Source organism: Bacillus sp. TE8-1 (genome assembly GCF_008368855.1).
GTDB classification, from domain to species: Bacteria; Bacillota; Bacilli; order Bacillales; family Bacillaceae_G; genus Bacillus_A; species Bacillus_A cereus.
Map to the genome: position 1 here is coordinate 140682 of NZ_QPET01000015.1, position 25970 is coordinate 166651.

The window sequence follows — 25970 nt, forward strand, 5'->3', positions numbered from 1 at the left end:
ATTGGAGCTCCTGACGAAGAGGCGTTCTTTGCCTCACAGGAAGGCGCTAAATGACCGACTGATCTAGTCACCGGAGCTGGATATCACTAAAAGCACAAGCGGCTCGTTTAGAACAAGAGCCATATCTCAAACAAAGGCCCTATTACTTCACCGTAATAGGGCCTTTTATTTACAACAGTTCATAATTTGTTCAAATTAATTCCAGCAAAAGGGTTGATTTATAGAGATTACTAGATTATAATGATTATAAATTAGTAATTGATATCACATAACAACTCAAAAGGAGATTGATCATAATGAACAAACAAGTAATCGAAGTATTAAACAAACAAGTAGCAGACTGGAGCGTTTTATTCACAAAACTTCACAACTTCCATTGGTACGTAAAAGGACCTCAATTCTTCACATTACACGAGAAATTCGAAGAACTTTACACAGAATCAGCTACTCACATCGATGAAATTGCAGAACGTATTTTAGCAATTGGCGGCGAACCAGTAGCAACAATGAAAGAATACTTAGAACTATCTTCTATTCAAGAAGCAGCATACGGAGAAACTGCAGAAGGGATGGTCGAAGCAATCATGAAAGACTACGAAATGATGCTAGTCGAACTGAAAAAAGGCATGGAAATCGCTCAAGACTCTGACGATGAAATGACATCTGACCTACTACTAGGCATCTACACAGAACTAGAAAAACACGCTTGGATGCTACGTGCGTTCTTGAATCAATAATAATTAAAAGCAGAAGCGGCTCGTTTAGAGTCGCTTTTTTATGTAATGGTCGCACTTAACGGTACACGAAATTATATCAACGATTTTTCAAATATATCGATCATAACTCGCAATATATCAACGATTTTTTCATTATATCGATCATTACCCGCAATATATCAACGATTTGACAAAGGATATCGATTTGCCGACAAATCACGACAATATCAGCGCCCCTCTCCCCTACTTTTATCAATATATTACAATCTCATCTATGTTAAAATATAGGAAACACCCTTTAGCTTTTCCAAATTCATCATTTACTACTTAAATGACGGGAGTGGTTCAGTTGAAAGACTACTTAATTAGAGCATTTTTTGCGTTAATAACAGTTGGGATTCTCTTACTTATAGCTAATATTTTCAATATACGTGTCGAGGTTAAGGACTATGCTTTCCTCGTTGTCGTAGCAATTGGTGGCGGCTGGGGTGGCTGGTACCTGTATAAAAAACAAAGCAATCAAAATGATAAAGGCATTCCAAAGTAATATGGAATGCCTCTTTTATTGCCTTCTGTAATAAATAATGAAATTCAGACCGCTAATACAACCAATCGCAATAAACATACAAAACGATTGTGGATCTCCACCTAGATTATAATCATCAACGATAAATCCGGACATAAACAACGTTATCGCGGAAACACCGATACACAATACCGAGATAAACCAAAGCGAAAATTCATTAATCAACTCTTTCTTCTGTCTCAAAACAATTAGCATAACAAGAATAGATGCTGCTAAAATACTTTTAAAAACCGGACGTAAATATACGAATTCCTCCATCTATTTCTCCTTTCCCAAAAACATTACATCTAAATATTAACATATTTAACCAAATTAAAAACACATGCCGTCTTACATTAAAACGACATGTGTTTCCGTATTTGCTATGATAGTTGCTTCCACTTCGTTCCCAAAACAGGACGCTCATAATTTTGGATTGCATGAATTAGTTTATCTGCTGTCTCAGCTGAAACGATCAATTCTTTATTCGATGGATTCATAAATCCTTCTTCCGCTGCACGTTCAACCATTTGCAAAATTGGTCCGTAAAAACCTTTTATGTTTAATAAACCAACCGGCTTATTATGTATACCAATTTGTGACCAACATACAACTTCAAATAGTTCTTCAAACGTTCCGTATCCGCCTGGAAGCGCGATAAAAGCATCCGCAAGCTCTGCCATTTTCGCTTTACGTTCGTGCATTGTTTCTACTTCAATTAATTCTGTTAATCCTGTATGTACAATTTCTCCTCGAAATAGACCGCGCGGCATAACACCTGTTACACGTCCACCTAAACGAAGAACTTCGTTTGCTACTTCTCCCATTAATCCGACACATGAACCACCGTATACGAGCTCATAGTCGTTCTCAACAAACATTTTACCTAACTGAATTGCCTGCTCTTTGAATTCTGGTCTCTCCCCTAAATTAGAACCTGCAAACACACAAATCTTTCTCATTCCTACACCCCGAAACTATATATTGTTATGATACAATGAACATTGTACAACATATTGAGGAGATGAGGAAGAAATGGATATCGTTGCATTTCAAAGATGGGTTGAGGAATTTTACGAAAAACGAAGCTGGTCACAGTATAATGCCTTTATTCGCTTAAATTTCTTAACCGAGGAAGTTGGGGAAGTTTCACGAGTCGTTCGTGCTATTGAAATTGGCCGCGATCGCCCTGATGAAGAGGCGAAAACAGAAGAAGAGCTAAAACAAGAACTAAAAGAAGAACTTGGCGATGTACTATCTAACCTTATTATTCTTTCGCAAAAATATGATTTAGACTTACAAGACATTATGGACGCACACGTCACAAAGCTTTCGAAAAGGTTCGAAGTATCTAAATGAGAATATTATCAATTATGGTATAATATTCTTGTCACAATACTAAGGGGGATTTTATGTTATCAAAAAAATTGCACGACGCATTAAATGAACAAATGAACTTTGAATTTTATTCTGCCCATGCTTATATGGCAATGGCTGCTTACTGTACAGCTGAGAGCTATGATGGATTCGCTAACTTTTTCCTTGTACAAGCTGAAGAAGAACGTTTCCACGCAATGAAGCTTTACAACTATATTAATGACCGCGGAGAGCGCGCTATTATTACTGGATTTGATAATCCGAATAACGAATACGAATCTGTATTAAACGCTTTTGAAGTCGCACTTGAGCACGAGCGTGAAGTAACGAAACGTATTTATAACTTATCTGATATCGCTTGGGACGAGCGTGAACATGCAACAATTACATTCTTAAAATGGTTTGTTGACGAACAAGTTGAAGAAGAAGCTTCATTCGATAGCATCATTCAAAAATTAAAACGTATTACAAGCGATTCAAACGCACTGTTTATGCTAGATGCTGAATTAGAGAAACGTACATTTACGCCTCCAGCTGAATAATACTTTTAATCACCTTAATGAATGGATTAAGGTGATTTTTTAATTTGTTCTTTTCTAAGCTCAATAACCTTAGCCATATCCTTCTTATAAAGCCCTGCAACCTTTTCAACAAAATCACTATGAGTAAAAGTACCCTCTCCCTCTTCTACTATGTTTAAGTACCCATGTGTAAATTTCAAAAATGCTCTAGCATCTTCTCCAGTTAAATGATTAATGTTATCTATAACCTCATCAAGTTCCTTTAAAATACCCTGTTCTTTCAACCTAATTCCTCCTCTCTATATTATTTATCATACAAAAACAAAAAAGTCGTTCATCCCTCTAAGCGAGAGATAAACGACTTCTTTATTATTTATTAAAGCATAACCCCAACGATAATCGCTGATAATATACTTACTAACGTTGCACCGTATACAAGTTTTAAACCGAATGATGATACAACGTTTGCTTGTTTGCCATCGATACTCTTCGTTGCACCTGCGATAATTCCGATAGATGAGAAGTTCGCAAATGATACAAGGAAGATAGATAAAATACCTACTGTACGAGCTGATAAATCACCAGCTACTTTACCAAGATCAAGCATTGCAACGAATTCGTTCGTTACTAATTTTGTTGCCATAATTTGTCCTGCTTGTAGCATCTCTGATGTTGGAATACCCATTACAAATGCTAATGGTGAGAAGATGTATCCTAAAATGCTTTGGAATGTGATTCCGAAAATTGAATCAAATACACCGTTAATTGCTGTAATTAATGCTACGAAACCGATTAACATCGCCGCTACTGTTACAGCGATTGAAAAACCAAGCATAATATATTCGCCTAACATTTCAAAGAATGTTTGTTTCTTGTCTTCTTGTAATTCTAAAATATCGTCTTCTTCTTTTACTTCATATGGATTAATGATATGAACGATAATGAATCCACTGAATAAGTTTAATACAAGTGCTGTTACTACATATTTTGGATCAATCATTTTCATATAAGAACCGACGATTGACATCGATACTGTAGACATTGAAGATGCACAAAGTGTGTATAAACGATTTTTCGGTAATTTGCTTAGTTGATCTTTTACTGTAATGAATACTTCCCCTTGACCAACGATTGCAGCTGCTACCGCATTATATGATTCTAGTTTTCCTAAACCGTTAACTTTACTTAATAGGAAACCGACTGCACGAATGATAATCGGTAAAACTTTAATATGTTGCAGGATCCCGATTAATACTGCTAAGAAAATAATCGGTAATAATACTGTTAAGAAGAATGGTGCTTGTCCATCATTTGCTAGACCACCAAATACGAAATTAACCCCAGCTTCCGCAAATTTTAAAATAGCGCCAAATCCATCTGCGATCCCTTTTACTAATACGAATCCGACCTTTGTATTTAGTAAGAAATACGCAAGTACCAATTGAATGACAAGCATAAGTGCAATTGGTTTATATTTAATTTTCTTACGATCTGAACTGATAAGGAAACCTAGTACAAACACTACAAGTAAACCGACTAGAAACATTACGAACTTCATATGTGAATCCTCCACTTCTCCCACGAGTTATTGGTCGTATAACGTATAACGAATGACGTCTGACCATTGTTGTTAAAAAAATTTAAAACCCCTAAAACTATTCAACTGTCATCTAAAATCAGTAAGCGTTTACATAAATTGCAATTTATAAAAGGTAGCTTCTTCTCTCCTACCATACTTGAAAGTCTGAAATTGATACCACCTACAAATCAAATTGTAAGCGTTATCTAGATGAAATGCAATATAAATTTTAAAAGATTTTTATATGTTAATATATTCCTAATTAATTGGTTTTTTCATGTAAATTTACCATAAAAATAGCCCTAGCTATGAGCTAGGACCACCCTTTTTTATCCCGATTGGTGAGGGCTAATAATGAACGGGGATAAAGCCACCCCATTCATTAAAGTTTCACTTTATAACATAACACCAACGATAATCGCTGATAGAATACTTACTAATGTCGCACCGTACACAAGGCGTAGACCAAATGATGATACAACATTTGATTGATTTTCATCGATACCTTTCGTTGCACCCGCGATAATTCCGATAGATGAGAAGTTCGCAAATGATACAAGGAATACAGAAAGAATACCAACTGTACGAGCCGATAAATCACCAGCTACTTTTCCAAGGTCAAGCATCGCAACAAACTCGTTTGATACTAATTTTGTTGCCATAATTTGTCCCGCTGTTACCATTTCTGCTTGCGGGATGCCCATTACGAATGCTAATGGTGAGAAAATATATCCTAAAATAGCTTGGAATGTAATACCGAACATTGTATCAAACAAGCTATTGATTGCTGTAATTAATGCTACGAAACCGAGTAACATAGCTGCTACTGTAATCGCAATCGTGAAACCAAGCATAATGTACTCGCTCAGCATTTCAAAGAATGATTGTTTTTTCTTATTTTCTAATTTCAGTGTATCTTCTTCTTCTGTAATATCGTACGGGTTAATAATATGAATGATAATGAAACCACTAAATAAATTTAATACAAGTGCTGTTACTACATATTTCGGTTCGATCATTTTCATATAAGAACCAACGATTGACATCGACACTGTCGACATAGAAGATGCACATAATGTATATAAACGATGTTTTGGGATTTTACTTAATTGATCTTTTACTGTAATAAATACTTCTGCTTGTCCAACAATGGCAGCTGCTACTGCGTTATATGATTCTAGTTTTCCTAGACCATTTACTTTGCTTAACAACGTACCAATAGCACGAATAAATATCGGTAAAATTTTAAAGTGTTGCAGAATTCCGATTAAAACCGCAAAGAATACGATTGGTAATAACGCTGTTAAGAAGAATGAAACCTCTCCTTTATTAACAAGACCACCAAATACGAAAACGATTCCAGCTTCCGCATATCCAAGAAGTGCGCCAAATCCATCTGAAATTCCTTTTACTAAAATATAACCAACTTGCGTATTTAATAAGAAATAAGATAATGCTAGCTGAATAATAAGCATAATTGCGATTGGTTTATACTTAATCTTCTTTCGATCGGCACTTATAAGAAAACCGAGTACAAATACAACGAGTAATCCTACAAGGAACATAACAAACTTCATTAATAAAATCCTCCATTTAACTCTTCATTAACGTTGAACGTCTGACCATTCAAAACAAGAAATAATCCGAACTTTCCATTTCTCCTCCAAAATCTTCAATCGGATAGAAAAGATCATAAAACCTCTTATTTCAAAGGCATTTTCCATTCTAACATAAATCACAACTCATATCCGCACTTTTCTTAAAAAAATACATTTTATTATGAACCATTCATGAATGTTCGTCTTTTTCATTATAAAGCGAAACTTTAATGAGCAGGAGTTTCACTTCACACAAATAGCTGAACCAACAAAAAATGAGCATCAAGTTTCACTTGATGCTCACCTCATTATACTGCTTTTTCTTTATCAGCTACCGCTGGCTTATCCCAACACTCTGTATTGTTCAAACCTGGAATAGACTCCGCATAAAAGACTGGATCTTTCCCTTGTTTCTTTTGCTTAATATAATCTGATAACGCTGCGAAAGCGTACTTAGAAAGGAATACAATTGCTACTAAGTTAATAACAGCCATAATTCCCATAAATAAATCTGCTAAATCCCAAACGATTTGAATTGTCGCTACAGACCCTAGCATAACCATACCAAGTACAGCAATGCGGTATGCATTTAATAGCACTTTACTTCCATTTAAGAATTCAATATTTGTTTCACCATAGTAGTAGTTACCTACTAATGAACTGAACGCAAACAAGAAGATCGCAACTGCTACAAATATAGAAGCCCATGGACCGATATGTTGACTTAACGCCTGCTGCGTTAATTGAATTCCATTTAAATCAGCTGCATTATGCACATCTGATAAAAGAATAATAAATGCTGTACAACTACAAATTAATAATGTATCAGTAAATACCCCTAAAGTTTGAATGAAACCTTGTTTAACTGGGTGCGTTACGTTTGCAGTCGCTGCTGCGTTCGGCGCACTACCCATACCTGCTTCATTTGAGAATAACCCACGTTTTACCCCTAATAAAATCGCAGCTCCTAATCCTCCGCCTACTACTTCTTTAATTCCGAAAGCATGTAAGAAAATTTCTTTAAATACATATGGAATTGCCGTAATGTTTGTTACAACAACGAATAATGCCACTGCTACATAAATAATTGCCATTACTGGAACTATCATTTCAACCGCGCGAGCAATTCGTTTTACTCCGCCGAAAATAATAACCGCAAGTAAACCAGCCATAACAAGACCTACTAATCTGCTATCTGTTTTAAATGCACCATCAAAGGCAGCTGCTACAGTATTAGACTGTACAGCGTTAAAAATCAATCCGAAACTTACTGTTATTAGAACAGAGAACACAACACCTAACCAGCGTTTATTTAAACCCTTTTCCATATAATACGCTGGGCCCCCACGGAATGCATTCCCATCTTTTACTTTATAAATTTGCGCTAATGTGCTCTCTACAAATGCAGAAGCACCCCCAATTACCGCAATTAACCACATCCAAAATACTGCTCCTGGACCACCTGCTGAAATCGCAATAGCTACACCAGCTAAGTTACCAGTACCTACACGAGAAGCTGTACTCATACAAAACGCTTGGAATGATGATACGCCGCTCTTCTCTTTTTGCGCTTTCCTCGTTTTCGAGCTTGCTCCATCCCCAAGCAAACGAATCATTTCACCGAAGTAACGAACTTGGACAAATTTCACACGAAATGAAAAATAGAGCCCTAACCCAATTAACATCGCAATAATGACATATGACCAAAGGATATTATTTACATCCCCAATTACCCTAGCTAAAAAATCCATATTTGTATTGCCCCCTCTTCCTAACAATAAGAAAATTATATTCTAAAAACTTTAAGTAATCAAGAACTTTATGTAAGGTTTTATGACATGAGTATGTTAATTATCTTAACATACGTGTTTTTCCATAAAAATATAGCTATTACATGCATTTATCCAATACTCAATCACTTATCCTCTTCGACCAGTCATACTTTTAAAATAGTACGTTCCCCATAAATAACGAGAGAAACAAACAAAAAAAGTTATATTGATAACTACCTCTCACCCTTTTCATCATTTACTACAACAAAAAAGGCGAGCATCGAATTCACCTCGATGCTCGCCTTTTCATTTACACTGCTTTTTCTTTATCCGTTACCGCTGACTTATCCCAACACTCTGTATTCGTTAAACCAGGAATAGAATCTGCACTGAAGACTGGATCTTTCCCTTGTTTCTTTTGCCTTACATAGTCTGCTAATGCTGCATACGCAAATCGGCCAAGAAGTGTAATCGCAATTAAGTTCGTGATTACCATTAGACCCATAAATAAGTCTGCCATATTCCATACAACTTGAAGCGTCGCAACAGAACCGAATAATACCATTCCAACTACCGCAATACGGTAAATTGTTAACCACGTTTTGCTTTGCTTAATGAATTCAATATTTGTTTCACCATAATAGTAGTTTCCTAGAAGTGAACTAAATGCAAATAAGAAAATAATAATCGCTAAGAAACTGCTCGCCCATGGGCCAATTTGTGAACTTAATGCATTTTGTGTTAATTCAATACCTTCTAAATTCGTTGCTTTATACGCACCAGAACATAGTACGATAAATGCTGTTGATGTACACACTAAGAATGTATCTACTAATACTCCAATCGTTTGAATAAAACCTTGTTTTGCTGGATGCGTTACATCAGCTGTTGCTGCCGCGTTCGGCGCACTACCCATACCTGCTTCGTTCGCAAATAATCCGCGCTGAATACCATATTTCATCGCAGCACCGATACCGCCACCTACAGCTGAATCTAAACCGAATGCACCTTTAAAGATTTCCGTAAACACATCTGGTATTAAATAGAAGTTTTTAATGACAACAAAAACCGCTACTGCAATATAAATAAGCGCCATTGGTGGAACAATCATTTCCGACATACGTGCAATACTTTTTACACCACCAAAAATAATAACCGCAACTAATGCAGCTAGTACAATACCAACAATATAACGCTCTAAACCAAATGCATTTTCAAACGCTAATGTTACTGTATTCGCTTGTACTGAGTTAAAAATTAAACCGTAACTAACTGTAATAAGGATAGAAAACCAAATTCCCATCCAACGTTTATTTAAACCTTTTTCCATATAATAAGCAGGACCACCACGGAAGCCACTGCCATCTTTTACTTTATAAATTTGGGCAAGCGTACTTTCTACGAAACTTGAAGAAGCCCCGATAATCGCAATAACCCACATCCAAAATACAGCTCCAGGTCCTCCCATAGATATAGCTAATGCTACACCAGCTAAGTTACCGATACCAATACGAGCTGCTGAACTCATACAAAACGCTTGGAAAGAAGATACACTACCTTTTTTACGCGTCTTTCCAGTTAATCCATCACTCATTAGTCGAACCATTTCCCCTAAATGAGTAATTTGTACGAATTTCAATTTAATAGAAAAATAAAGACCTAAACCAATTAACATTGCAATAAGAATATATGACCAAAGAATTGTATTTGTTGATGAAATAAATTGCTCTAAAATATTCATACAATTAACCCCTCCTTTTCTCCATAAAACGAATTATATTTAAAAAACATTCAAAAATCAACATTTTTCGACAATTTGCAATTTCCAAATATTAGCCAGGTTCACAGTAACAATATCTTTATGACTGACTACCCTCCCTCTAACTGTGCATACTAAAACAAAAAATAAATTCACAAACAACCCTATTGACAAAAATGCCAACCTGTAACTATAATGATTACAACAGGTTGTAACAAACCTAATTACAACAAATTCATTTACTTTCAGATATACACTTTAACAAAACACTTTGGAGGGATTTATTATGAAAATCGGAATTATCGGAGCAACTGGTAAAGCAGGAAGTCGTATTTTAAAAGAAGCATTAGATCGTGGACATGAAGTAACTGCAATCGTAAGAAACGCTGCAAAAATTACAGAAGAAAACGTAAAAGTTTTAGAAAAAGACGTATTTTCTCTTACATCTAACGACCTACAAGCATTCGACGTAGTTGTAAATGCATTTGGCGCTCCAGCAGGACAAGAACACCTTCACGTAGATGCAGGAAACGTACTAATTGAAGCTATGAAAGGTGCACCAAATACAAAATTACTTGTAGTTGGTGGCGCTGGAAGCTTATTTGTAGACGAAGAGAAAACAACACGTGTATTTGAGACATCAGGTTTCCCAGGCGAATACCTTGCAACAGCTCAAAACCAAGGTAAAAACCTAGAAATCTTACAACAAACAAATGATATCACTTGGACATTCATCAGCCCTTCTGCACTATTCGCATTAGGAAAACGCACTGGTTCTTACAAAGCTGGCAAAGACAATCTCCTTGTTAACTCAAAAGGTGATAGCTACGTAAGTTACGAAGACTTCGCAGTTGCAGCACTTGATGAAATAGAAAACCCAAAACACGTAAATGAACGCTTCACAGTAGTTTCTGAAGCTGAATAATAAAAAAAGCTCGTAAAACATTATGTTTTACGAGCTTTTTCTTATTATTGCACTTGCTCTAATCCATTTTGAGTAATCTTAAAGGATATTTCTTGCCCCTTCATCGCATCCTCTTTTTTAAATAACTCATTCTTTTTGTACCAATTCAAACGACTCGGTTCCGCATGGTATACTTTCAGTACATCTCCATACTCAAATGCCGTTCCATTTACTTGCCCAGCAAAATTCTTTGAAGTCTCTTGTCCTTCTGCCGTTACATGCTTCTTCTCTTTTCCATTTTTATCATAAATCGTAAGTCCTATATACTGTTCATTTACAAAACGATAATGTATTTCATCATCGGTAAATGTCGCATGTAATTTCTTTTCTTCATTATTTAACGTAACGATTGAACGTGTTACATTAGCTACACCTTGATATACTATACTATCTCCATATGTTACTTCTAATGAAACTTCCGTCACTTTCTTATTTCCAAAGCGATCTTTCGTTTCTACTTTTACTTTTTGTTCACCAATTTTTGTTGTATTCGGTTTTTCTACAAAACCAATTACTTCTCCGTCTTTTACTTGAACAAAGTTTTTGGCATCTAATTTATCAGCGTTTGTTCCGATTACTACTTTTTGCGGTACAGTTGTTACTTCTTGCTTAGCTTCCATTCTTTCAAAGCCGTTTTCAGTAATTTTGAAGACTAGTTCCTTTATCTCTTTATTCTTTCCTTCTCCCGCATATACATCTTTTTTGTACCAGTGTAAGCGTGAAGATTCAGCATGATACACTTTCACCACATCTCCATATTCAAACGCTAGTCCGTTTATTTCCTTAGCAAAAGCTTCTGTACTCTCCAGCCCTTTTACCTCTATATTTTTCTTCTCTTTTCCCTCTCTGTTGTACAGAGTGAATGCAAAATACTTCTCATCTCCAAAATAATCATGAATCAAATTACTCGTATCCGTCGCACTCATTTTTTTCGCATCATGATGTAACGTTACAATTGATTTCATATCGTCACCACCATAGCTTAACCCATATACAAGTAAGCTATCTCCATATGTTACTTCCAGGAGAACTTCCGTCACTTGCTTATTTCCAAAGCGATCTTTCGTTTCCACTTTTACTTTTTGTTCACCGATTTTTGTCGTAATTGGTTTTTCTACAAATCCAATTACTTCTCCATCTTTTACTTGAACAAAATCTTTTGCATTTAATTTTTCAACTTCTGTCCCAATTACTACTTTTTGCGGTACTACCGTTACTTCTTGTTGAGCTTCCATTCTCTCGAAACCTTGCTCTGTCACTTTAAAGATCACTTCATGAACACCATACTGTGTATCCACTAGTTCATTCTTTTTATATACTTTAAATCTATCAAACTCTTTTTGATATACTTTTACTATATCTCCATATTCAAACGTCATTTCGTTGAATTGTTCCGCAAATCCTTTTGTATTTTCAGATGCTTTTACTGATAGAGTTTTCTTCTCTTTTCCATCTTTATCGTATACAGTCATCGCCATATACTTCTCATCTGCAAATGAAGTATGCATTGGACCTTCTGAATCTGTTGTACTGAATTTCTTTTCTTCATGATTTAACGTGACAACCGATTTAATATTTGTTCCTCCATAACTTGTACCGAAGAACATAATACTATCACCGTAAATCACTTCTAATGGAACTTCTGTCACCTTTTTATTACCAAAGCGATCTTTCGTTTCCACTTTTACTTTTTGTTCACCGATTTTTGTTGTATTTGGCTTTTCTACAAACCCTACTACTTCTCCGTCTTTCACTTGAACAAAGTTTTTTGCTTCTAATTTTTCAGCGTCTGTTCCAATTACTACTTTTTGCGGTACCAGTGTTACTTCTTGCTGAGCTTCCATTTTCTCAAAGCCTTTTTCTGTAACTTTAAACATCACTTCATGAACACCGTATTCCGTATCCACTAGTTCATTCTTTTTATATACTTTAAATCTATCAAACTCTTTTTGGTATATCTTTACCATATCCCCATATTCAAAGGCCATGCCATTAAATTGTTCTGCGAACCCTTTTGTATTTTCAGATCCTTTTACTGATGCTTCTTTCTTTTCTTTTCCATCTTTATCGTATACAGTCATTCCCATATACTTTTCGTCTTTAAATGACGTATGCGCTGCACCTTCTGCACCCGTTGTACTGAATTTCTTTTCTTCATGATTTAACGTTACAACTGATTTAATATTTGTTCCTCCATAACTTGTACCAAAGAACATAATACTATCTCCGTAAATCACTTCCACCGGAACTTCCGTCACCGTTTTATTTCCAAAGCGATCTTTCGTTTCTACTTTTACTTTTTGTTCACCAATTTTTGTTGTATTTGGCTTTTCTACAAAACCTACTACTTCTCCGTCTTTTATTTCAACAAAGTTTTTCGCATCTAACTTTTCTACATCCGTTCCAACTATTACTTGTTGAGGCTTCACTGTTACTTCTTGCAACATATCCATTCTCTCAAAGCCTTTTTCTGTCACTTTGAAGAATAGTTCTTTTGCCCCTTTTTTCTCACCTTGACCAGTAAGTGTATTATTTTGATACCATTTCAAACGAACCGGTTCTGCGTGGAATACTTTCACTACATCTCCATACTCGAACTGCATACCATTCACTTGCTTCGCAAAGTTCTCTGATGTTTCTTGTCCCTCTGCTGTTACATGTTTCTTCTCTTTTCCTGCTCCATCATATAACGTGATTCCCATGTATAGCTCTTTATTAAAATACTCATGAATTTCGCTATCCATATCAGTTGCATGGAATCTCTTCTCTTCGTGCTTTAAAGTTACGATTGAAGCAATATCATCGCCATATCCTGCATATGCAATACTATCTCCATAAACCACTTCTACTGGCACTTCTGTTACTTGCTTATTTCCAAAACGATCTTTCGTTTCTACTTTTACTTTTTGTTCACCGATTTTTGTTGTATTTGGTTTTTCTACAAATCCGATTACTTCTCCATCTTTTACTTGAACAAAGTCTTTTGCATTTAATTTTTCAGTGTCTATTCCAATTACTACCTTTTGCGGTACTGCTGTTACTTGTTGCTGAGCTTCGACTCTCTCGAAACCTTGCTCCGTTATTTTAAAGTAAAACTTTTGTTCCGCTTTCCCTTTCCCCTTGCCTACAAATTCGTTATTTTGATACCAGTTTAATCGATCTGATTCCGCATGATATACTTCGACAACATCACCATATGCGAAATCTAAGCCATTTAATTGATTTGCAAAGTTTTTCGAACTCTCTTGCCCTTCTACTGAAATGCTTTTCTTTACATTTCCACTTCGATCATATATCGTTATTCCCATATATTTTTCGTTTTCAAAACGATAATGAACTTTAGAGTCCGTAAATGTTGCCTGTAGCTTTTTCGTATTATAATTAGCCGTTACGATAGAACGTATCTTATTCCCATCACCTTGGAAGACTATACCATTTTCATAACCGACATTCACCACAACAGGAATTAAATTCTTATTACCTTTTTCATCTATAATTTCTACTTTTACAGTTTTTTCTCCAACTTCAGGCTTATCTTGCATAATCACACCTGTTGTCTTTACACCTTCTCCTAAATTCTGTACAAGTTCCTTTGCTTTTTCCTCATCATATGTAGTACCGATTACCACATTTTGTATTTTTTCATTATTTGGCTCGCCATATGGAACTTCATATAACTCAGTTTGTTTTTCACGAATTGGATTGCTATCTGTAGATAACCATATTTCTTTTTCTAATTTTGGTAAATTTAATTTTTCAATCTTTTCTCTTGTAGCATCATTTGCAATTAATCCCCATTTATCAAAGAAAGGAATTAAATTTTGTCCTGCCACTTTTGACGTCATATAAATAAACATCTGCTTTTTCTCTTCATCAGATTTAGGCAGTTCTGTATCATGTAACAAACGATACATTTGATGTAAATTTGGATAGAATTGATCCCCATAGGCTAAATGCAACTGCCAAAACATAACTAATTTCTCAAATTCATTCATCTTTTCTTGTGCATCCGGTTTACCTAAATAAGCAAATGCAGCTTCATAGCGCCCCTCTTGCTCTAACCTTGTTTTATGCCCGAATGTAGTTTGAACTGCCAAAGAATAAATATTAACGGTTACTTCTCCAAGTCCATCCCATAACCAAGTGTCTTGTTGATGTTGATGTCCAACTTCATGCCAAGGCCCCCATCCATCATTGGTTAACTCTTCTAGATTTAGTACTGACTCTAAATTGCCTTTACTATAAGCTGTTCGATAATAAGTCGCATACATATAATCGTCTGTATACCAGTCTTCAACAAAATGAATGGAATGTTTACCTTGATTCGCAACACCCGCACCATCTTTTGATAAACCTGATATCTTATGTTCTATATTAATTATTTCATCGTGCTTCTTTAATAGCGCAGCTGGATCTTCTTGCTTCAAATGTTCCGCCACAGTTTCAGGATGCATAGTTAATAAACTATTTTCTCCCTTCATTTCTATTGCATATGGATCAGGGTTTTCTGCCAACATACGCTTCCAATCTTTTGTCGTATGCTTTCCTAAAATAAATAAAGGGTTTGGTGTACCACCTTTTTTCACTTTAGCGACTACTTCTGCTGTGTTGTGATAATTGTAAAAGTATAATAGTCCCCCATTTGAAGAAGAAATTTTATTCTCACCAGGATTTAAATTGAATTGTTTAGGTTCTTCTTTTTCATAAGAATATGTACCAATATAAGCTTTAATCTGTTGAGTCCCTTCTACTTGAATAACTACTTCTTCACCTGACTTTACATAAATGCCCGTTGGCTCATAAGGAGAAAAACTCATTCGACGCTGATGCAACTCACGCATCCCTTCTACATCACCTTTTGGCAGTAATTGATACACTCGCTCTTCTTGCTGTTTCTCTTTATCTTCAATCGTCATCTCTGCATACACCTTAGGTAATTCAAGTCCATATGGCGTTAATAACGTAGCTAAACAAACACCAGCTACTAATACCCTACTCTTTTTCTTCTTTGACATAATCTGTGTCCCCTGTTCCTTTATTTAGAGAAACTATCCTATATATCCATTTAATAAAAAATCCTATTATTTTTATAAAAACATTTAATGAATAGACTAACACCTCGCGCACCTGTATCTATTACTACCGCATTTCCCTCCATGTATTCGCTTTCTTACATTGTAAAATTTTTATGTAATATGCCCTCCTCACTTCCCTCTATTTGTGATGAGTTCTCTTGCTACATAAAAAAGAGAATAGTAAAAGATATTTTTCAGTATTGTCATCTATACATCTAAAAATGTGAACAACAATAGATTTTTACATTTTCTTCATATATGACCATCTATAGGTAGTTTTTCCAACTGAATTGTACACGCTTTACACTTTGTTTGATAGCCTCTCTAATTAGAATAATGTTACAATTTCGTGAATAAAATCCATTTATTGTAACGTTTAGATTTCTCCATATTTTATTATTTTTAAATACTTTTTCAAACATTAGAATAGTGTTTCACTCGATTAATTATTATCTTAATATACCTTTAAAGAATTCATATGAAAAAGCATTGGCATATACCAATGCTTTTTCATTATCTCTTTTGATTCGGTTTATGCGGTTCATTTGGAGTATATGGCTTATTTGGTTTATTTGGAGCCTCAGCCTTTTTCCAACTTACCGCTAACTCTGGACTTGTTTTTTCTTCACTACGCTCAAGTAATACTACTGCATTTTGAATAGTCGGTGTACCTTTATGCGCAATCCCTTGTAATTTCGTTAAATTTCCTGATACTTTAAAGCTAAATCCACCAGCTGGTGTTTGTTTCGGAATTAAAATGCGGAACTTTTCTCCTACATTAAATTCTGTTTTTGTTTCGCCTTTTTCATTTGCAAATTTCACGCCCGCTGGTGCACCTGTTGCTTGCACTTTATACGTTCCGCTTTTTGCATTTGTTTCTACTGTATATAAGCTTGTTTCAAAGAAATCATTTTTTAATACTGCTTCTTGTTCTTCTGTAGGAGTTACACTCATCGTAATTTCTTGTAGTTCTTCACTAGCACTTGCTTTTGCAACGATATCTTTCGTTACCTTTTCTACATTTTTATTACGGAAGTCTAAATCATTAATATCGATTTGTTTTAACGCATTCCATACTGCAAGCTGCGTTGCGTAATGCGCCTCTCTCCAATCAGATACTCCTAATTCTTGTGGGCTCTTTTGTGGATATCCATTCAACAGTACACGGTACACATTAATATCCACTTTACCCATTTCTGGTAAATCTTGACCACTCGGAGATTTTAAATCTACATTTAAGCAAAATGCAATTTTTCCATCTGCCGTTTTAATAAGTTCTGTTCGAATTGGTTTCTTCTTTGACTTACTATAACTCCAATTCATTTCATACTTTGTATGATCCATAACTTCTGCGAATGCTTTTTGAAGTGGGAATAATACAAATAAGACACTTAAAAACATAGCTAAAAGTTTGAACGATTGCTTTATATTCATGTTTACAGCCCCTTAATAACAAACTTAATACTAAGTAGTATTTAATTAGAAAATATTTTTATGCACAAAAAAAGAGTGCATAAAAGCACTCTTTTTTCTTTCTTACTTTAATCTTAGAAATCGAAGTTATCAGGATCTGGACCAACGCGATGATTTTGATTTAACGCATCGATTTTTTCCATATCTTCTTTCGTTAATTCAAAGTTAAATACATCAGCGTTTGCAATAATACGGTGTTCTTTCGTTGATTTTGGAATTGTGATTACTCCATTTTGAAGATCCCAACGTAAAATAACTTGAGCTGTTGTTTTACCGTGTTTCTCAGCAATCTCTTGTAATGTTTCGTTATCTAATAATTGACCTTGCATTAGTGGTGACCATGCTTCCATTTGAATACCTTGTTCTTTACAGAAAGCTTGTAGTTCTTTTTGTGTTAAACGAGGGTGGTATTCTACTTGGTTAATCATTGGTTTAATTTCTGCATCTTTCATTACATCTTGTAAGTGATGGATTTGGAAGTTACTTACACCAATTGCACGTACGCGCTTTTCTTTATAAAGTGTTTCTAGCGCTCTCCATGTATCTTTATATTTTCCTTCTGAAGGCCAGTGAACAAGATATAAATCTAAATAATCTAGTCCTAATTTTTTTAGACTCTCTTCGTATGCAGCGATTGTTGTTTCATATCCTTGATCTGCGTTCCATACTTTTGAAGTAATAAATAATTCTTCTCTTGCAATACCAGTCGCTTCAATACCTGCACGAATTCCTTCACCTACAGCTTTTTCATTTCCGTAAATTGCAGCTGTATCGATGCTGCGGTATCCTGCTTTAATTGCTGATTTAATTGCTTCTACAAGTTCTGGTCCTTCTTCTACTTTAAATACACCTAAACCGAACCAAGGCATTTCTACACCATTACTTAATACTGTTTTACTTTGTAAGTTTTTCATTTTATTTTCTCTCCTTTTATTTTACTTGATCTCTTTTTTCTAATGTCATGCTCCACGCTGTTAAAATAACAGCGGCTACTACCATAAGACCGCCTACCCAAGCAGTATGGATTAATCCTAACGAATTCGTTACAAGGCCACCTATATAAGAACCTAAAGCGATTCCTCCGTTAAATGCGGCAATATTAATTGCTGAAGCAACATCAACCGCACTTGGAACAAAGCGCTCTGCCAATATAACTACATATACTTGTAGCCCCGGAACATTCATGAATGCGAATAGTCCCATGAAAATAATTGTGATTAATCCAGCTACTTTAAATGGCGCTGTAAATGTTAAAACAAATAATATAATCGCTTGAATAAGGAACATGTAAAATAGCGCTCGAATCGGATTATGATTCGATAATTTTCCGCCGACCATATTCCCTATCGCAATTGCGATTCCATACACTAATAAAATGATCGTAACGGTACTTGCTTCAAATCCTGTTACTTCTTGTAATAGCGGTGATAAATACGTAAATGTTACAAATGTACCGCCATATCCAAGTGCAGTAATAATGAAAACAAGTAACAGTCTTCCATTTTTAATTAGTTTGAATTGATCACGAAACGATACAGGTACACCATTTTTTAAATTGGATGGGACGAGTATGCTATTCGCGATAAAAGCAATAATTCCAATTACAACAATCGCCATAAATGACGCTCTCCAGCCAAATTGTTGACCGATAAACGTTCCAATTGGCACACCTGTAATAGTCGCAACTGTTAATCCAGTAAACATAATGGCAATGGCACTAGCACGTTTATTCTCTGGTACGATTGCAGCTGCAATTGTAGATCCAATTGACATAAACACACCATGTGCAAACGCAGCTACAATCCTTGCAATAATTAATATAGTGAAGCTTGTTGCTACCGCCGCAATACCATTACCAATAATGAAGATAACCATAATCCACATTAATAATGTCTTTCTCGACATACTAGCCGTTAACGCTGTTAAAACAGGAGCTCCTACTGCCGCCCCTAACGCATATAGGGATACAGTTAAACCAGCTGTTGTAACCGAAACATTTAAATCTTTTGAAATAGATGGTAATAAACCGACACTAATAAACTCAGTCGTACCAATCCCAAACGCACTAATTGCTAGTGCTAATAAAGCAAACATACTTCTTCGGTTCGTCTGAACTTCCGAAGATGGTACTGTATATGAACTCAATTGAATTCCTCCTTATTACAAGAAATCCAATCATAATAGTGCGATAAAAAGGCCCTTTTATCTTCTAAAAAATATATTTAATCTCTACAAATGCTATTATGAATGGTTTCATTCTTTTTTTGAAGAACGCACTTTAAAGTACTATAGGAACCAAAAAGTAACATAGTCACTTTTTGGTACCGTACTACTCATTTGCCTCTTACATGTGCTATTATGAAACATATTTAACATGATAAAAAGTACGTACTTTAAAGTGCTATAGGTACTAAAAAGTAACATTTGTATGATTTAACTTATTTTACTCACAAAGGGAGGATTTCATATGAAGAAATACAATATTCCTGTAGAGGCGACTTTAGAAGTTATCGGCGGCAAATGGAAAGTTGTTATTCTTTGTCACTTAACGAAAGGTACAAAGAGAACCAGTGAATTAAAACGTTCCATGCCTGGTATTACACAAAAAATGTTAACACAGCAATTACGTGAATTAGAAGACGACGGCGTTATTCAAAGAAAAGTATACAATCAAGTCCCGCCAAAAGTAGAATATTCTCTTACTGATTACGGTTGGTCTTTAGAATCCATTCTTGATTCTCTTTGTTCTTGGGGCGAATGCCATCTTGAAAAAGAAGGTAACACATCGATGCTAATTGCGGAAGGTGAATAATAGGAAAAAAGAAAAAACGAACATGAATTTGTTCGTTTCTTCCTTTTTTTCTATATATATATGTACATTTCTAACTGAAACAAAATATTTTATACGCTTTCATACCTTGTCAGCACTACGTTATACACTCAATATCAAATAATTAGGAATCATTTTTATGTTAACATAGGTGTATATAGTATATAATATAGGATATATATTATATACACTTTCCGGTAACGGAGCTTTTCCATTATGCGGACAAGCCATGTATCGGACAGTTCATAAATAATAAGTAAGACGTTATGGTTTTAGATTTATGTTTGCAGCTTACTTGCTGTCATAAATTTAAAGGCATTTTATTGTGTTTTGTGAAACTTTGTATAAAGTTTCGTAACCGTTTACTATCTTACTTATCAAAAATAAGAGTATTGCTATCGTAAAGGAGAATTGGAGATGCCAGAAACTATGACTCAAACAAAGCCAGAACAAGAAACTGTACAAATTTCTGCTAGCCAAGGACAACTTGATGTACTTGATCAGTTGTTAAAACCTGAGGTACAAGAATCATTAACAACACTAGTAGAACAGCTTCCAAAATTAACTGAGCTTGTTAACATTTTAACTAAGTCTTATGACTTCGCTCAAACTGTTGCTACTGATGAAGTATTAAAAAGCGACACTGTTGGTGCAATTACAGAGCTTGTAGAACCTGTAAAAGATACAGTGAAAAGCATGGCTGCAACTGCAATCGAAGCGAAAGATCGTGCTGACGAAAGCAACGAAGTTATCGGCCTATTCGGTCTTTTAAAATTATTAAAAGATCCACAAGCACAAAAAATGTTCCGCTTTGTGAACGCATATCTTCAAATTAGTGCAGAACGTAACAATAAATAATTTAACTTATAACAACAATTAGTAAAGACGGGGGATATCATACTATGTCAAAACAAATTGTCATCTTAGGCGCTGGTTATGGCGGTCTTCTTGCCGCTTTAAACGTACGTAAATATTACAGCAAATCAGAAGCACAAGTTACAGTGATTAACCAATACCCAACACACCAAATCATCACTGAACTACACCGCCTTGCAGCTGGTAACGTGTCTGAGCAAGCAATTGCAATGCCACTTACAAAGCTTTTCAAAGGGAAAGACATCGATCTTAAAATTGCAACAGTTGAGTCATTCTCAGTTGATAGCAAAGAAATCAAACTAGCTGGTGGCACTACTTTATCTTACGATGCACTTGTAGTTGCTTTAGGAAGTAAAACTGCTTACTTCGGTATTCCAGGACTAGAAGAAAACAGCATGGTATTAAAATCTGCTGCTGATGCAAATAAAATCTACAAACACGTTGAAGACCGTATTCGTGAATACGCGAAAACGAAAAACGAAGCTGATGCTACAATCGTAATCGGTGGTGGCGGATTAACTGGCGTTGAGCTAGTTGGTGAGCTTGCTGACATTATGCCTAAACTTGCAAAAAGCCACGGCGTAAATCCAAAAGAAGTTAAACTTCTTCTTGTTGAAGCAGGTCCAAAAATCCTTCCAGTATTACCAGACCACTTAATCGAACGTGCAACTACTAGCCTAGAAGCGCGCGGCGTTACATTCTTAACTGGTCTTCCTGTAACAAACGTTGCTGGCAACGAAATCGACTTAAAAGACGGTCAAAAACTTGTTGCTAACACATTCGTTTGGACGGGCGGCGTTCAAGGTAACCCACTAATCGGTGAATCAGGTCTTGAAGTTAACCGTGGACGTGCAACAGTTGATGCATACCTACAATCTACTTCTCACAAAGACGTATTCGTTGCTGGAGACAGCGCTGTTGTCTTCGCTCCAGACGGACGTCCATACCCACCAACTGCACAAATCGCTTGGCAAATGGGTGAGTTAATTGGATACAACTTATATGCAGCACTAGAAGGCAAAGCATTAGAAGAGTTCGCACCTGTAAACTCTGGAACACTTGCTAGTCTAGGACGTAAAGATGCAGTTGCTACAATCGGAGCAAGCAATACTCCACTTAAAGGCTTACCAGCATCATTAATGAAAGAAGCAAGTAACGTTCGTTACTTATCACACATTAAAGGTCTATTCAGCTTAGCTTACTAATCTGAATATAAGCCCGAATCATGCCCTGCATGGTTCGGGCTATTTTTATCCGTAATTTTCTCTAACTTATTTATTCGGCAGAAGAATAATATAACCCTTTTAATTATCTAAATTTACTGATTATTTTATGTCCAAATTGTGTATACGAAAGGATGGAAGTATTCTTCCTACTCCCATCCTTTCACACAAACTATTCGCCTAACTTCACAAGGCTGTAGTTCTTCTTCCCTTTACGAATAATAATAAATCTTCCATCAAATGAATTTTCTACAGTAACATCCGTACCCACATCTGTTACTTTATCACCATTCATAGAAATCGCTCCGTTATTAATATCTTCACGTGCTTGTCGTCTAGATGGTTCAATTCCTAAATCGACTAACCACTCTACGATGTTTTTCGTCTCTTTTGAAGACTGGAATGTTGGCATTTCTTTAAAGCCTTGTTCAATTTCATCAGCTGTTAACGATTTAATATCTCCGCTAAATAACGCTGCTGTAATTTTCACAGCTTGCAGGAATGCTTCTTCTCCATGAACGAATTTCGTCATTTCTTCTGCTAGTACTTTTTGTGCTTCACGTTTATGAGGCTCTGTTTCCACCTTAACCGCTAATTCATCAATGCGTTCTTTCGTTAAGAATGTAAAGTATTTCAAGTATTTAACGACATCACGATCATCCGTATTCACCCAGAACTGATAAAATTCAAACGGTGTCGTTTTTTCAGGATCAAGCCAAACAGCGCCGCCTGCTGATTTACCGAACTTTGTACCATCTGATTTTAATAATAACGGAATCGTTAATCCGAATACTTTCGCTTCGTGCCCTTCTAACTTACGAATTAAATCTAAACCGCTCGTAATATTGCCCCATTGGTCACTACCACCAATTTGCAGTTGAACATCTTCTTTCGTGTATAAATGATGGAAGTCCATCGCTTGCAAGATTTGGTACGTAAATTCTGTGAAAGAGATCCCTGTATCTAAACGACTCGCTACGATGTCCTTTGCTAACATGCTATTGATGCTAAAGTTTTTCCCGTAATCACGTAAAAACTCAATAATATTTATTTCATGTGTCCAATCATAGTTATTTACCATCTTCACTTCGCTATTTCCACCAAAATCAAATAGCTTTTTCATTTGTGCTGTTAACGCATCTACATTATGCTGAACCACTTCTAACGTTTGAAGTTGACGCTCTGATTGTCGTCCACTCGGATCACCAATTGTTCCTGTTGCTCCGCCAATTAAAATAACAGGATGATGACCAGCTAACTGGAATCTTTTCATCATCATAAACGGAATTAAATGTCCGATATGCATACTATCACCAGTCGGATCAACTCCGCAGTATAGCGAAATCTTCTTCTCTTCTACTAACTTACGTAAACCTTCTTCGTCAGTCTGTTGATTAACGGCGCCGCGCCATTCTAACTCATCAATGATATTCATCTTTTGTCATCCCCTTTATTTTTTTAAAACAAAAAATCCCTATGTCTATGACATAGGGACGATTATTCACCGTGTTACCACCCAGTTTGTATAAATAGCATAGCTACTCATACCACTCTTAGCAATAATATCGATTGCCAGTCCGCTTAGCATTACCTAAGATACTCCAGAGTGTAATTCACAAGTTTGTTTGTGCTAGGTTCCAGCAACCCCTAGCTCTCTCGTTAACAGTGACAAACTGCTACTGGGCTCTTTCAACGTATGTTATTTGTTAAATTATTAGCCATTATATTGAATTGAAAACAAATTGTCAACAATACCCAAATATTATTTTAAAATAATTCATATCTTCATACGTATTTCTTTATTCCTTATCTTCTCCAATAATCCTTACTTCTCGCTCCAACTTCACGCCAAATTTCTCTTCAACTGTCTTTTGTACGAAGTGAATTAAATCGATGTAATCTTGTGCTGTTCCGTTATCAACATTCACCATAAACCCAGCGTGTTTTAAAGAAACTTCTACTCCACCAATTCGCTTACCTTGTAGTCCTGAGTCTTGAATTAACTTACCAGCAAAGTTATTTGGTGGGCGCTTAAATACGCTACCACATGAAGGATATTCTAGAGGCTGTTTTGACTCACGTTTAAACGTTAAATCATCCATTTTTGCTTTAATTTCTTCATGTACACCTTCTTCAAGTTCAAATCTCGCTTCAAGAATAATGTAATGGTTGTTCGCAAATACACTCTTACGATATCCAAATTCAAATGCTTCTTTCGTCAAAGTACGTAGCTCTCCATCACCTGTCATTACGACAGCTTCTGTTAATACAAACGAAATTTCACCGCCGTATGCACCAGCATTCATATATAATGCTCCGCCAACTGAACCTGGAATACCACAAGCAAACTCAAGACCCGTTAAGTTATGGTCTAAGGCAATACGTGATACGTCAATAATTGCTGCACCACACTGTGCTACAATCGTCGTTCCTGTTACAGTAACACCTGTAATATGAATTAAACTTACTGTAATCCCGCGAATTCCACCATCTTTAATAATGACATTCGATCCATTTCCTAAAAACGTAACTGGAATATTATATTCGTTCGCATATTTGATAACTTCTTGAATTTCATCATAATTTGTAGGCGCAACAAAAACATCTGCTTTTCCGCCAACTTTAATATGCGTATGATTCTTTAACATTTCATCTTGTTTAACATGTCCTTCAGGCAATACCGTACTTAAATATTTATAAACCTCTTGCATATTCATTTTACGATTCCTCTATTTCTATATTCATTTTATCCCGTTATACGGGCCCATAATATCCCCACGTACATGAAAGAACCTAAAGTGGTGGATACAGTGTACCCAAAATCAATTCGAGACACCTATAAACCTCTTAATTTATAAGAGGTGCCACTCATATTAAAATATATATTGCATAATAAAGCAACCCAAATGGACTACTAAACTTGACATGTCATCAGAAAGACAACAATTTGTAAAATATGTGACTTTTTCAAAACACTATCCCTCAGTATCTTACTATACCACACAAAAAGAAAGTGGTATTTTTTTGTACTTTTTACTTTATTTACATCAATAAAAAAAGAGCACATCCCACAGAATGCGCTCTTTCTATACTCTTTATATTACTTTTCGTTCTCTTCTTTTTCTTTATCAAACCATAACAGCTCATCGTTATCAACTTCACCATTATAATTGATTAAAATTTCTTCTCCTGCTTTTATATCTTTATAAGCATAGAAGTTAAACGTATGGTTCTCGAAGACAATATCATACGTTGCATTCGGTGTATATGAATGATTGAATAACATACCGTATCCTAAAAGGATTGCCGTATGATTGATTCCATACTCAAATGCGTAGTCAGCAAGTAATGTTTTCTCAATGTGTTCATGCTGTTCATTCGGATAAGAGATAACTGGTGCTGCGTGTATCAACTCACCTTTTTTAATATCACGAGTTGCAAATACACCTCTATTAAATTCTCCATCACTAAGTTCAGAAGTCTTAACTTCGATCATATGCGTCACCTATTTAATTCTTTCTTTGAAGTATTTTATTCCGCTATTTGCGGATAGCTTGATTGGTGAGGGCTAATAATCAGTATGTACTAGTCTCACTTTATCTCCTTAAGCTTGGCAGAAAACGCGCAGAAAAGCAATTAAAT

At 35.6% G+C, this 25970-nt stretch carries 22 protein-coding genes and 1 other annotated feature; of the genes, 8 read left to right on the forward strand and 14 right to left on the reverse strand.

All coding sequences use genetic code 11. From position 1 onward, the window contains the following. Window positions 1–296: 296 nt before the first annotated feature. Window positions 297–737, forward strand: a complete 441-nt coding sequence (locus DN404_RS16485) for a Dps family protein (RefSeq protein ID WP_088361706.1) — start codon at window positions 297–299, stop codon at window positions 735–737. A 328-nt stretch (window positions 738–1065) separates the two neighbouring features. After that, window positions 1066–1263, forward strand: a complete 198-nt coding sequence (locus DN404_RS16490) for a hypothetical protein (protein WP_000656312.1) — start codon at window positions 1066–1068, stop codon at window positions 1261–1263. 15 nt (window positions 1264–1278) lie between these two features. Here DN404_RS16490 and DN404_RS16495 read toward each other — a convergent pair whose 3' ends face one another. Both DN404_RS16495 and DN404_RS16505 read right to left on the reverse strand, forming a co-directional pair. Further along, the gene (locus DN404_RS16495) at window positions 1279–1560 is read right to left on the reverse strand and encodes a hypothetical protein (protein ID WP_000390909.1); all 282 of its coding nucleotides are present in this window, start codon (window positions 1558–1560) and stop codon (window positions 1279–1281) included. 104 nt (window positions 1561–1664) lie between these two features. Further along, entirely contained in the window at window positions 1665–2243 is a 579-nt protein-coding gene (locus tag DN404_RS16505) for an LOG family protein (RefSeq protein ID WP_001225751.1), read from the reverse strand. 73 nt (window positions 2244–2316) lie between these two features. Between DN404_RS16505 and DN404_RS16510 the strand changes: the two genes are divergently transcribed. After that, window positions 2317–2640 (forward strand): MazG nucleotide pyrophosphohydrolase domain-containing protein, encoded by a 324-nt coding sequence (locus DN404_RS16510; RefSeq protein WP_000355758.1) that lies wholly within the window; start codon window positions 2317–2319, stop codon window positions 2638–2640. Window positions 2641–2693: 53 nt separating this feature from the next. After that, a complete protein-coding gene (locus tag DN404_RS16515; protein ID WP_000949403.1) occupies window positions 2694–3200 on the forward strand; it encodes a ferritin in 507 nt (168 codons plus the stop codon). A gap of 26 nt (window positions 3201–3226) precedes the next feature. Here the strand turns inward: DN404_RS16515 and DN404_RS16520 are convergent, their stop codons facing one another. The 5 genes from DN404_RS16520 to DN404_RS16540 form a co-directional block, all read right to left on the reverse strand. Then, window positions 3227–3463 carry a hypothetical protein gene (locus DN404_RS16520; RefSeq protein ID WP_000662911.1) on the reverse strand — a complete coding sequence of 79 codons (237 nt, stop codon included), beginning with the start codon at window positions 3461–3463 and terminating at the stop codon, window positions 3227–3229. A 92-nt stretch (window positions 3464–3555) separates the two neighbouring features. Beyond that, window positions 3556–4737, reverse strand: coding sequence for a NupC/NupG family nucleoside CNT transporter (locus DN404_RS16525; RefSeq protein ID WP_000673874.1), 1182 nt, complete (start codon window positions 4735–4737; stop codon window positions 3556–3558). Between the two features lie 416 nt (window positions 4738–5153). Further along, window positions 5154–6335 (reverse strand): NupC/NupG family nucleoside CNT transporter, encoded by a 1182-nt coding sequence (locus DN404_RS16530; protein WP_000673841.1) that lies wholly within the window; start codon window positions 6333–6335, stop codon window positions 5154–5156. Window positions 6336–6664: 329 nt separating this feature from the next. Then, on the reverse strand, window positions 6665–8107 hold the full coding sequence (locus tag DN404_RS16535) for an alanine/glycine:cation symporter family protein (protein ID WP_000346413.1): 1443 nt from the start codon (window positions 8105–8107) through the stop codon (window positions 6665–6667). Between the two features lie 331 nt (window positions 8108–8438). Next, a complete protein-coding gene (locus tag DN404_RS16540; protein WP_149215239.1) occupies window positions 8439–9869 on the reverse strand; it encodes an alanine/glycine:cation symporter family protein in 1431 nt (476 codons plus the stop codon). A gap of 304 nt (window positions 9870–10173) precedes the next feature. Here DN404_RS16540 and DN404_RS16545 point away from each other — a divergent pair, with 304 nt between their 5' ends. After that, a complete protein-coding gene (locus tag DN404_RS16545; RefSeq protein WP_049107568.1) occupies window positions 10174–10812 on the forward strand; it encodes an NAD(P)-dependent oxidoreductase in 639 nt (212 codons plus the stop codon). A 44-nt stretch (window positions 10813–10856) separates the two neighbouring features. Here DN404_RS16545 and DN404_RS16550 read toward each other — a convergent pair whose 3' ends face one another. From DN404_RS16550 to DN404_RS16565, 4 genes are all read right to left on the reverse strand, one after another. Next, window positions 10857–15866 carry a putative mucin/carbohydrate-binding domain-containing protein gene (locus DN404_RS16550; protein ID WP_149215240.1) on the reverse strand — a complete coding sequence of 1670 codons (5010 nt, stop codon included), beginning with the start codon at window positions 15864–15866 and terminating at the stop codon, window positions 10857–10859. Window positions 15867–16439: 573 nt separating this feature from the next. Beyond that, entirely contained in the window at window positions 16440–17360 is a 921-nt protein-coding gene (locus DN404_RS16555; protein ID WP_149215241.1) for a thioester domain-containing protein, read from the reverse strand. 113 nt (window positions 17361–17473) lie between these two features. After that, the gene (locus DN404_RS16560; protein WP_000793568.1) at window positions 17474–18313 is read right to left on the reverse strand and encodes an aldo/keto reductase; all 840 of its coding nucleotides are present in this window, start codon (window positions 18311–18313) and stop codon (window positions 17474–17476) included. Window positions 18314–18329: 16 nt separating this feature from the next. Then, window positions 18330–19493 carry an MFS transporter gene (locus tag DN404_RS16565; protein WP_164876544.1) on the reverse strand — a complete coding sequence of 388 codons (1164 nt, stop codon included), beginning with the start codon at window positions 19491–19493 and terminating at the stop codon, window positions 18330–18332. 373 nt (window positions 19494–19866) lie between these two features. Here DN404_RS16565 and DN404_RS16570 point away from each other — a divergent pair, with 373 nt between their 5' ends. The 3 genes from DN404_RS16570 (at window position 19867) to DN404_RS16580 (ending at window position 22310) form a co-directional block, all read left to right on the forward strand. Next, window positions 19867–20211: a winged helix-turn-helix transcriptional regulator gene (locus tag DN404_RS16570; RefSeq protein WP_000760481.1), complete on the forward strand. Its 345-nt coding sequence runs from the start codon at window positions 19867–19869 to the stop codon at window positions 20209–20211. A gap of 435 nt (window positions 20212–20646) precedes the next feature. Then, the gene (locus DN404_RS16575; protein WP_001115309.1) at window positions 20647–21087 is read left to right on the forward strand and encodes a DUF1641 domain-containing protein; all 441 of its coding nucleotides are present in this window, start codon (window positions 20647–20649) and stop codon (window positions 21085–21087) included. 44 nt (window positions 21088–21131) lie between these two features. Continuing rightward, on the forward strand, window positions 21132–22310 hold the full coding sequence (locus DN404_RS16580; protein WP_063538010.1) for an NAD(P)/FAD-dependent oxidoreductase: 1179 nt from the start codon (window positions 21132–21134) through the stop codon (window positions 22308–22310). A gap of 190 nt (window positions 22311–22500) precedes the next feature. Here the strand turns inward: DN404_RS16580 and tyrS are convergent, their stop codons facing one another. The 3 genes from tyrS to DN404_RS16595 form a co-directional block, all read right to left on the reverse strand. After that, a complete protein-coding gene (gene tyrS, locus DN404_RS16585; RefSeq protein ID WP_149215242.1) occupies window positions 22501–23763 on the reverse strand; it encodes a tyrosine--tRNA ligase in 1263 nt (420 codons plus the stop codon). 51 nt (window positions 23764–23814) lie between these two features. After that, window positions 23815–24030 (reverse strand) — a binding site (T-box leader). A 97-nt stretch (window positions 24031–24127) separates the two neighbouring features. Then, window positions 24128–25045, reverse strand: coding sequence for a UDP-N-acetylmuramate dehydrogenase (gene murB / locus DN404_RS16590; protein WP_001057102.1), 918 nt, complete (start codon window positions 25043–25045; stop codon window positions 24128–24130). A 383-nt stretch (window positions 25046–25428) separates the two neighbouring features. Further along, window positions 25429–25824, reverse strand: coding sequence for an SET domain-containing protein (locus tag DN404_RS16595; protein WP_000573649.1), 396 nt, complete (start codon window positions 25822–25824; stop codon window positions 25429–25431). Window positions 25825–25970: the final 146 nt, after the last annotated feature.

Bases quoted from the DNA above. Each gene is read 5' to 3' on its own strand.
- DN404_RS16485 (WP_088361706.1), top strand. From the start codon at position 297: ATGAACAAACAAGTAATCGAAGTATTAAACAAACAAGTAGCAGACTGG.
- DN404_RS16495 (WP_000390909.1), bottom strand. From the start codon at position 1,560: ATGGAGGAATTCGTATATTTACGTCCGGTTTTTAAAAGTATTTTAGCA.
- DN404_RS16505 (WP_001225751.1), bottom strand. From the start codon at position 2,243: ATGAGAAAGATTTGTGTGTTTGCAGGTTCTAATTTAGGGGAGAGACCA.
- DN404_RS16510 (WP_000355758.1), top strand. From the start codon at position 2,317: ATGGATATCGTTGCATTTCAAAGATGGGTTGAGGAATTTTACGAAAAA.
- DN404_RS16515 (WP_000949403.1), top strand. From the start codon at position 2,694: ATGTTATCAAAAAAATTGCACGACGCATTAAATGAACAAATGAACTTT.
- DN404_RS16525 (WP_000673874.1), bottom strand. From the start codon at position 4,737: ATGAAGTTCGTAATGTTTCTAGTCGGTTTACTTGTAGTGTTTGTACTA.
- DN404_RS16530 (WP_000673841.1), bottom strand. From the start codon at position 6,335: ATGAAGTTTGTTATGTTCCTTGTAGGATTACTCGTTGTATTTGTACTC.
- DN404_RS16535 (WP_000346413.1), bottom strand. From the start codon at position 8,107: ATGGATTTTTTAGCTAGGGTAATTGGGGATGTAAATAATATCCTTTGG.
- DN404_RS16540 (WP_149215239.1), bottom strand. From the start codon at position 9,869: ATGAATATTTTAGAGCAATTTATTTCATCAACAAATACAATTCTTTGG.
- DN404_RS16545 (WP_049107568.1), top strand. From the start codon at position 10,174: ATGAAAATCGGAATTATCGGAGCAACTGGTAAAGCAGGAAGTCGTATT.
- DN404_RS16550 (WP_149215240.1), bottom strand. From the start codon at position 15,866: ATGTCAAAGAAGAAAAAGAGTAGGGTATTAGTAGCTGGTGTTTGTTTA.
- DN404_RS16555 (WP_149215241.1), bottom strand. From the start codon at position 17,360: ATGAATATAAAGCAATCGTTCAAACTTTTAGCTATGTTTTTAAGTGTC.
- DN404_RS16560 (WP_000793568.1), bottom strand. From the start codon at position 18,313: ATGAAAAACTTACAAAGTAAAACAGTATTAAGTAATGGTGTAGAAATG.
- DN404_RS16565 (WP_164876544.1), bottom strand. From the start codon at position 19,493: ATGTTTGCTTTATTAGCACTAGCAATTAGTGCGTTTGGGATTGGTACG.
- DN404_RS16570 (WP_000760481.1), top strand. From the start codon at position 19,867: ATGAAGAAATACAATATTCCTGTAGAGGCGACTTTAGAAGTTATCGGC.
- DN404_RS16575 (WP_001115309.1), top strand. From the start codon at position 20,647: ATGCCAGAAACTATGACTCAAACAAAGCCAGAACAAGAAACTGTACAA.
- DN404_RS16580 (WP_063538010.1), top strand. From the start codon at position 21,132: ATGTCAAAACAAATTGTCATCTTAGGCGCTGGTTATGGCGGTCTTCTT.
- tyrS (WP_149215242.1), bottom strand. From the start codon at position 23,763: ATGAATATCATTGATGAGTTAGAATGGCGCGGCGCCGTTAATCAACAG.
- murB (WP_001057102.1), bottom strand. From the start codon at position 25,045: ATGAATATGCAAGAGGTTTATAAATATTTAAGTACGGTATTGCCTGAA.
- DN404_RS16595 (WP_000573649.1), bottom strand. From the start codon at position 25,824: ATGATCGAAGTTAAGACTTCTGAACTTAGTGATGGAGAATTTAATAGA.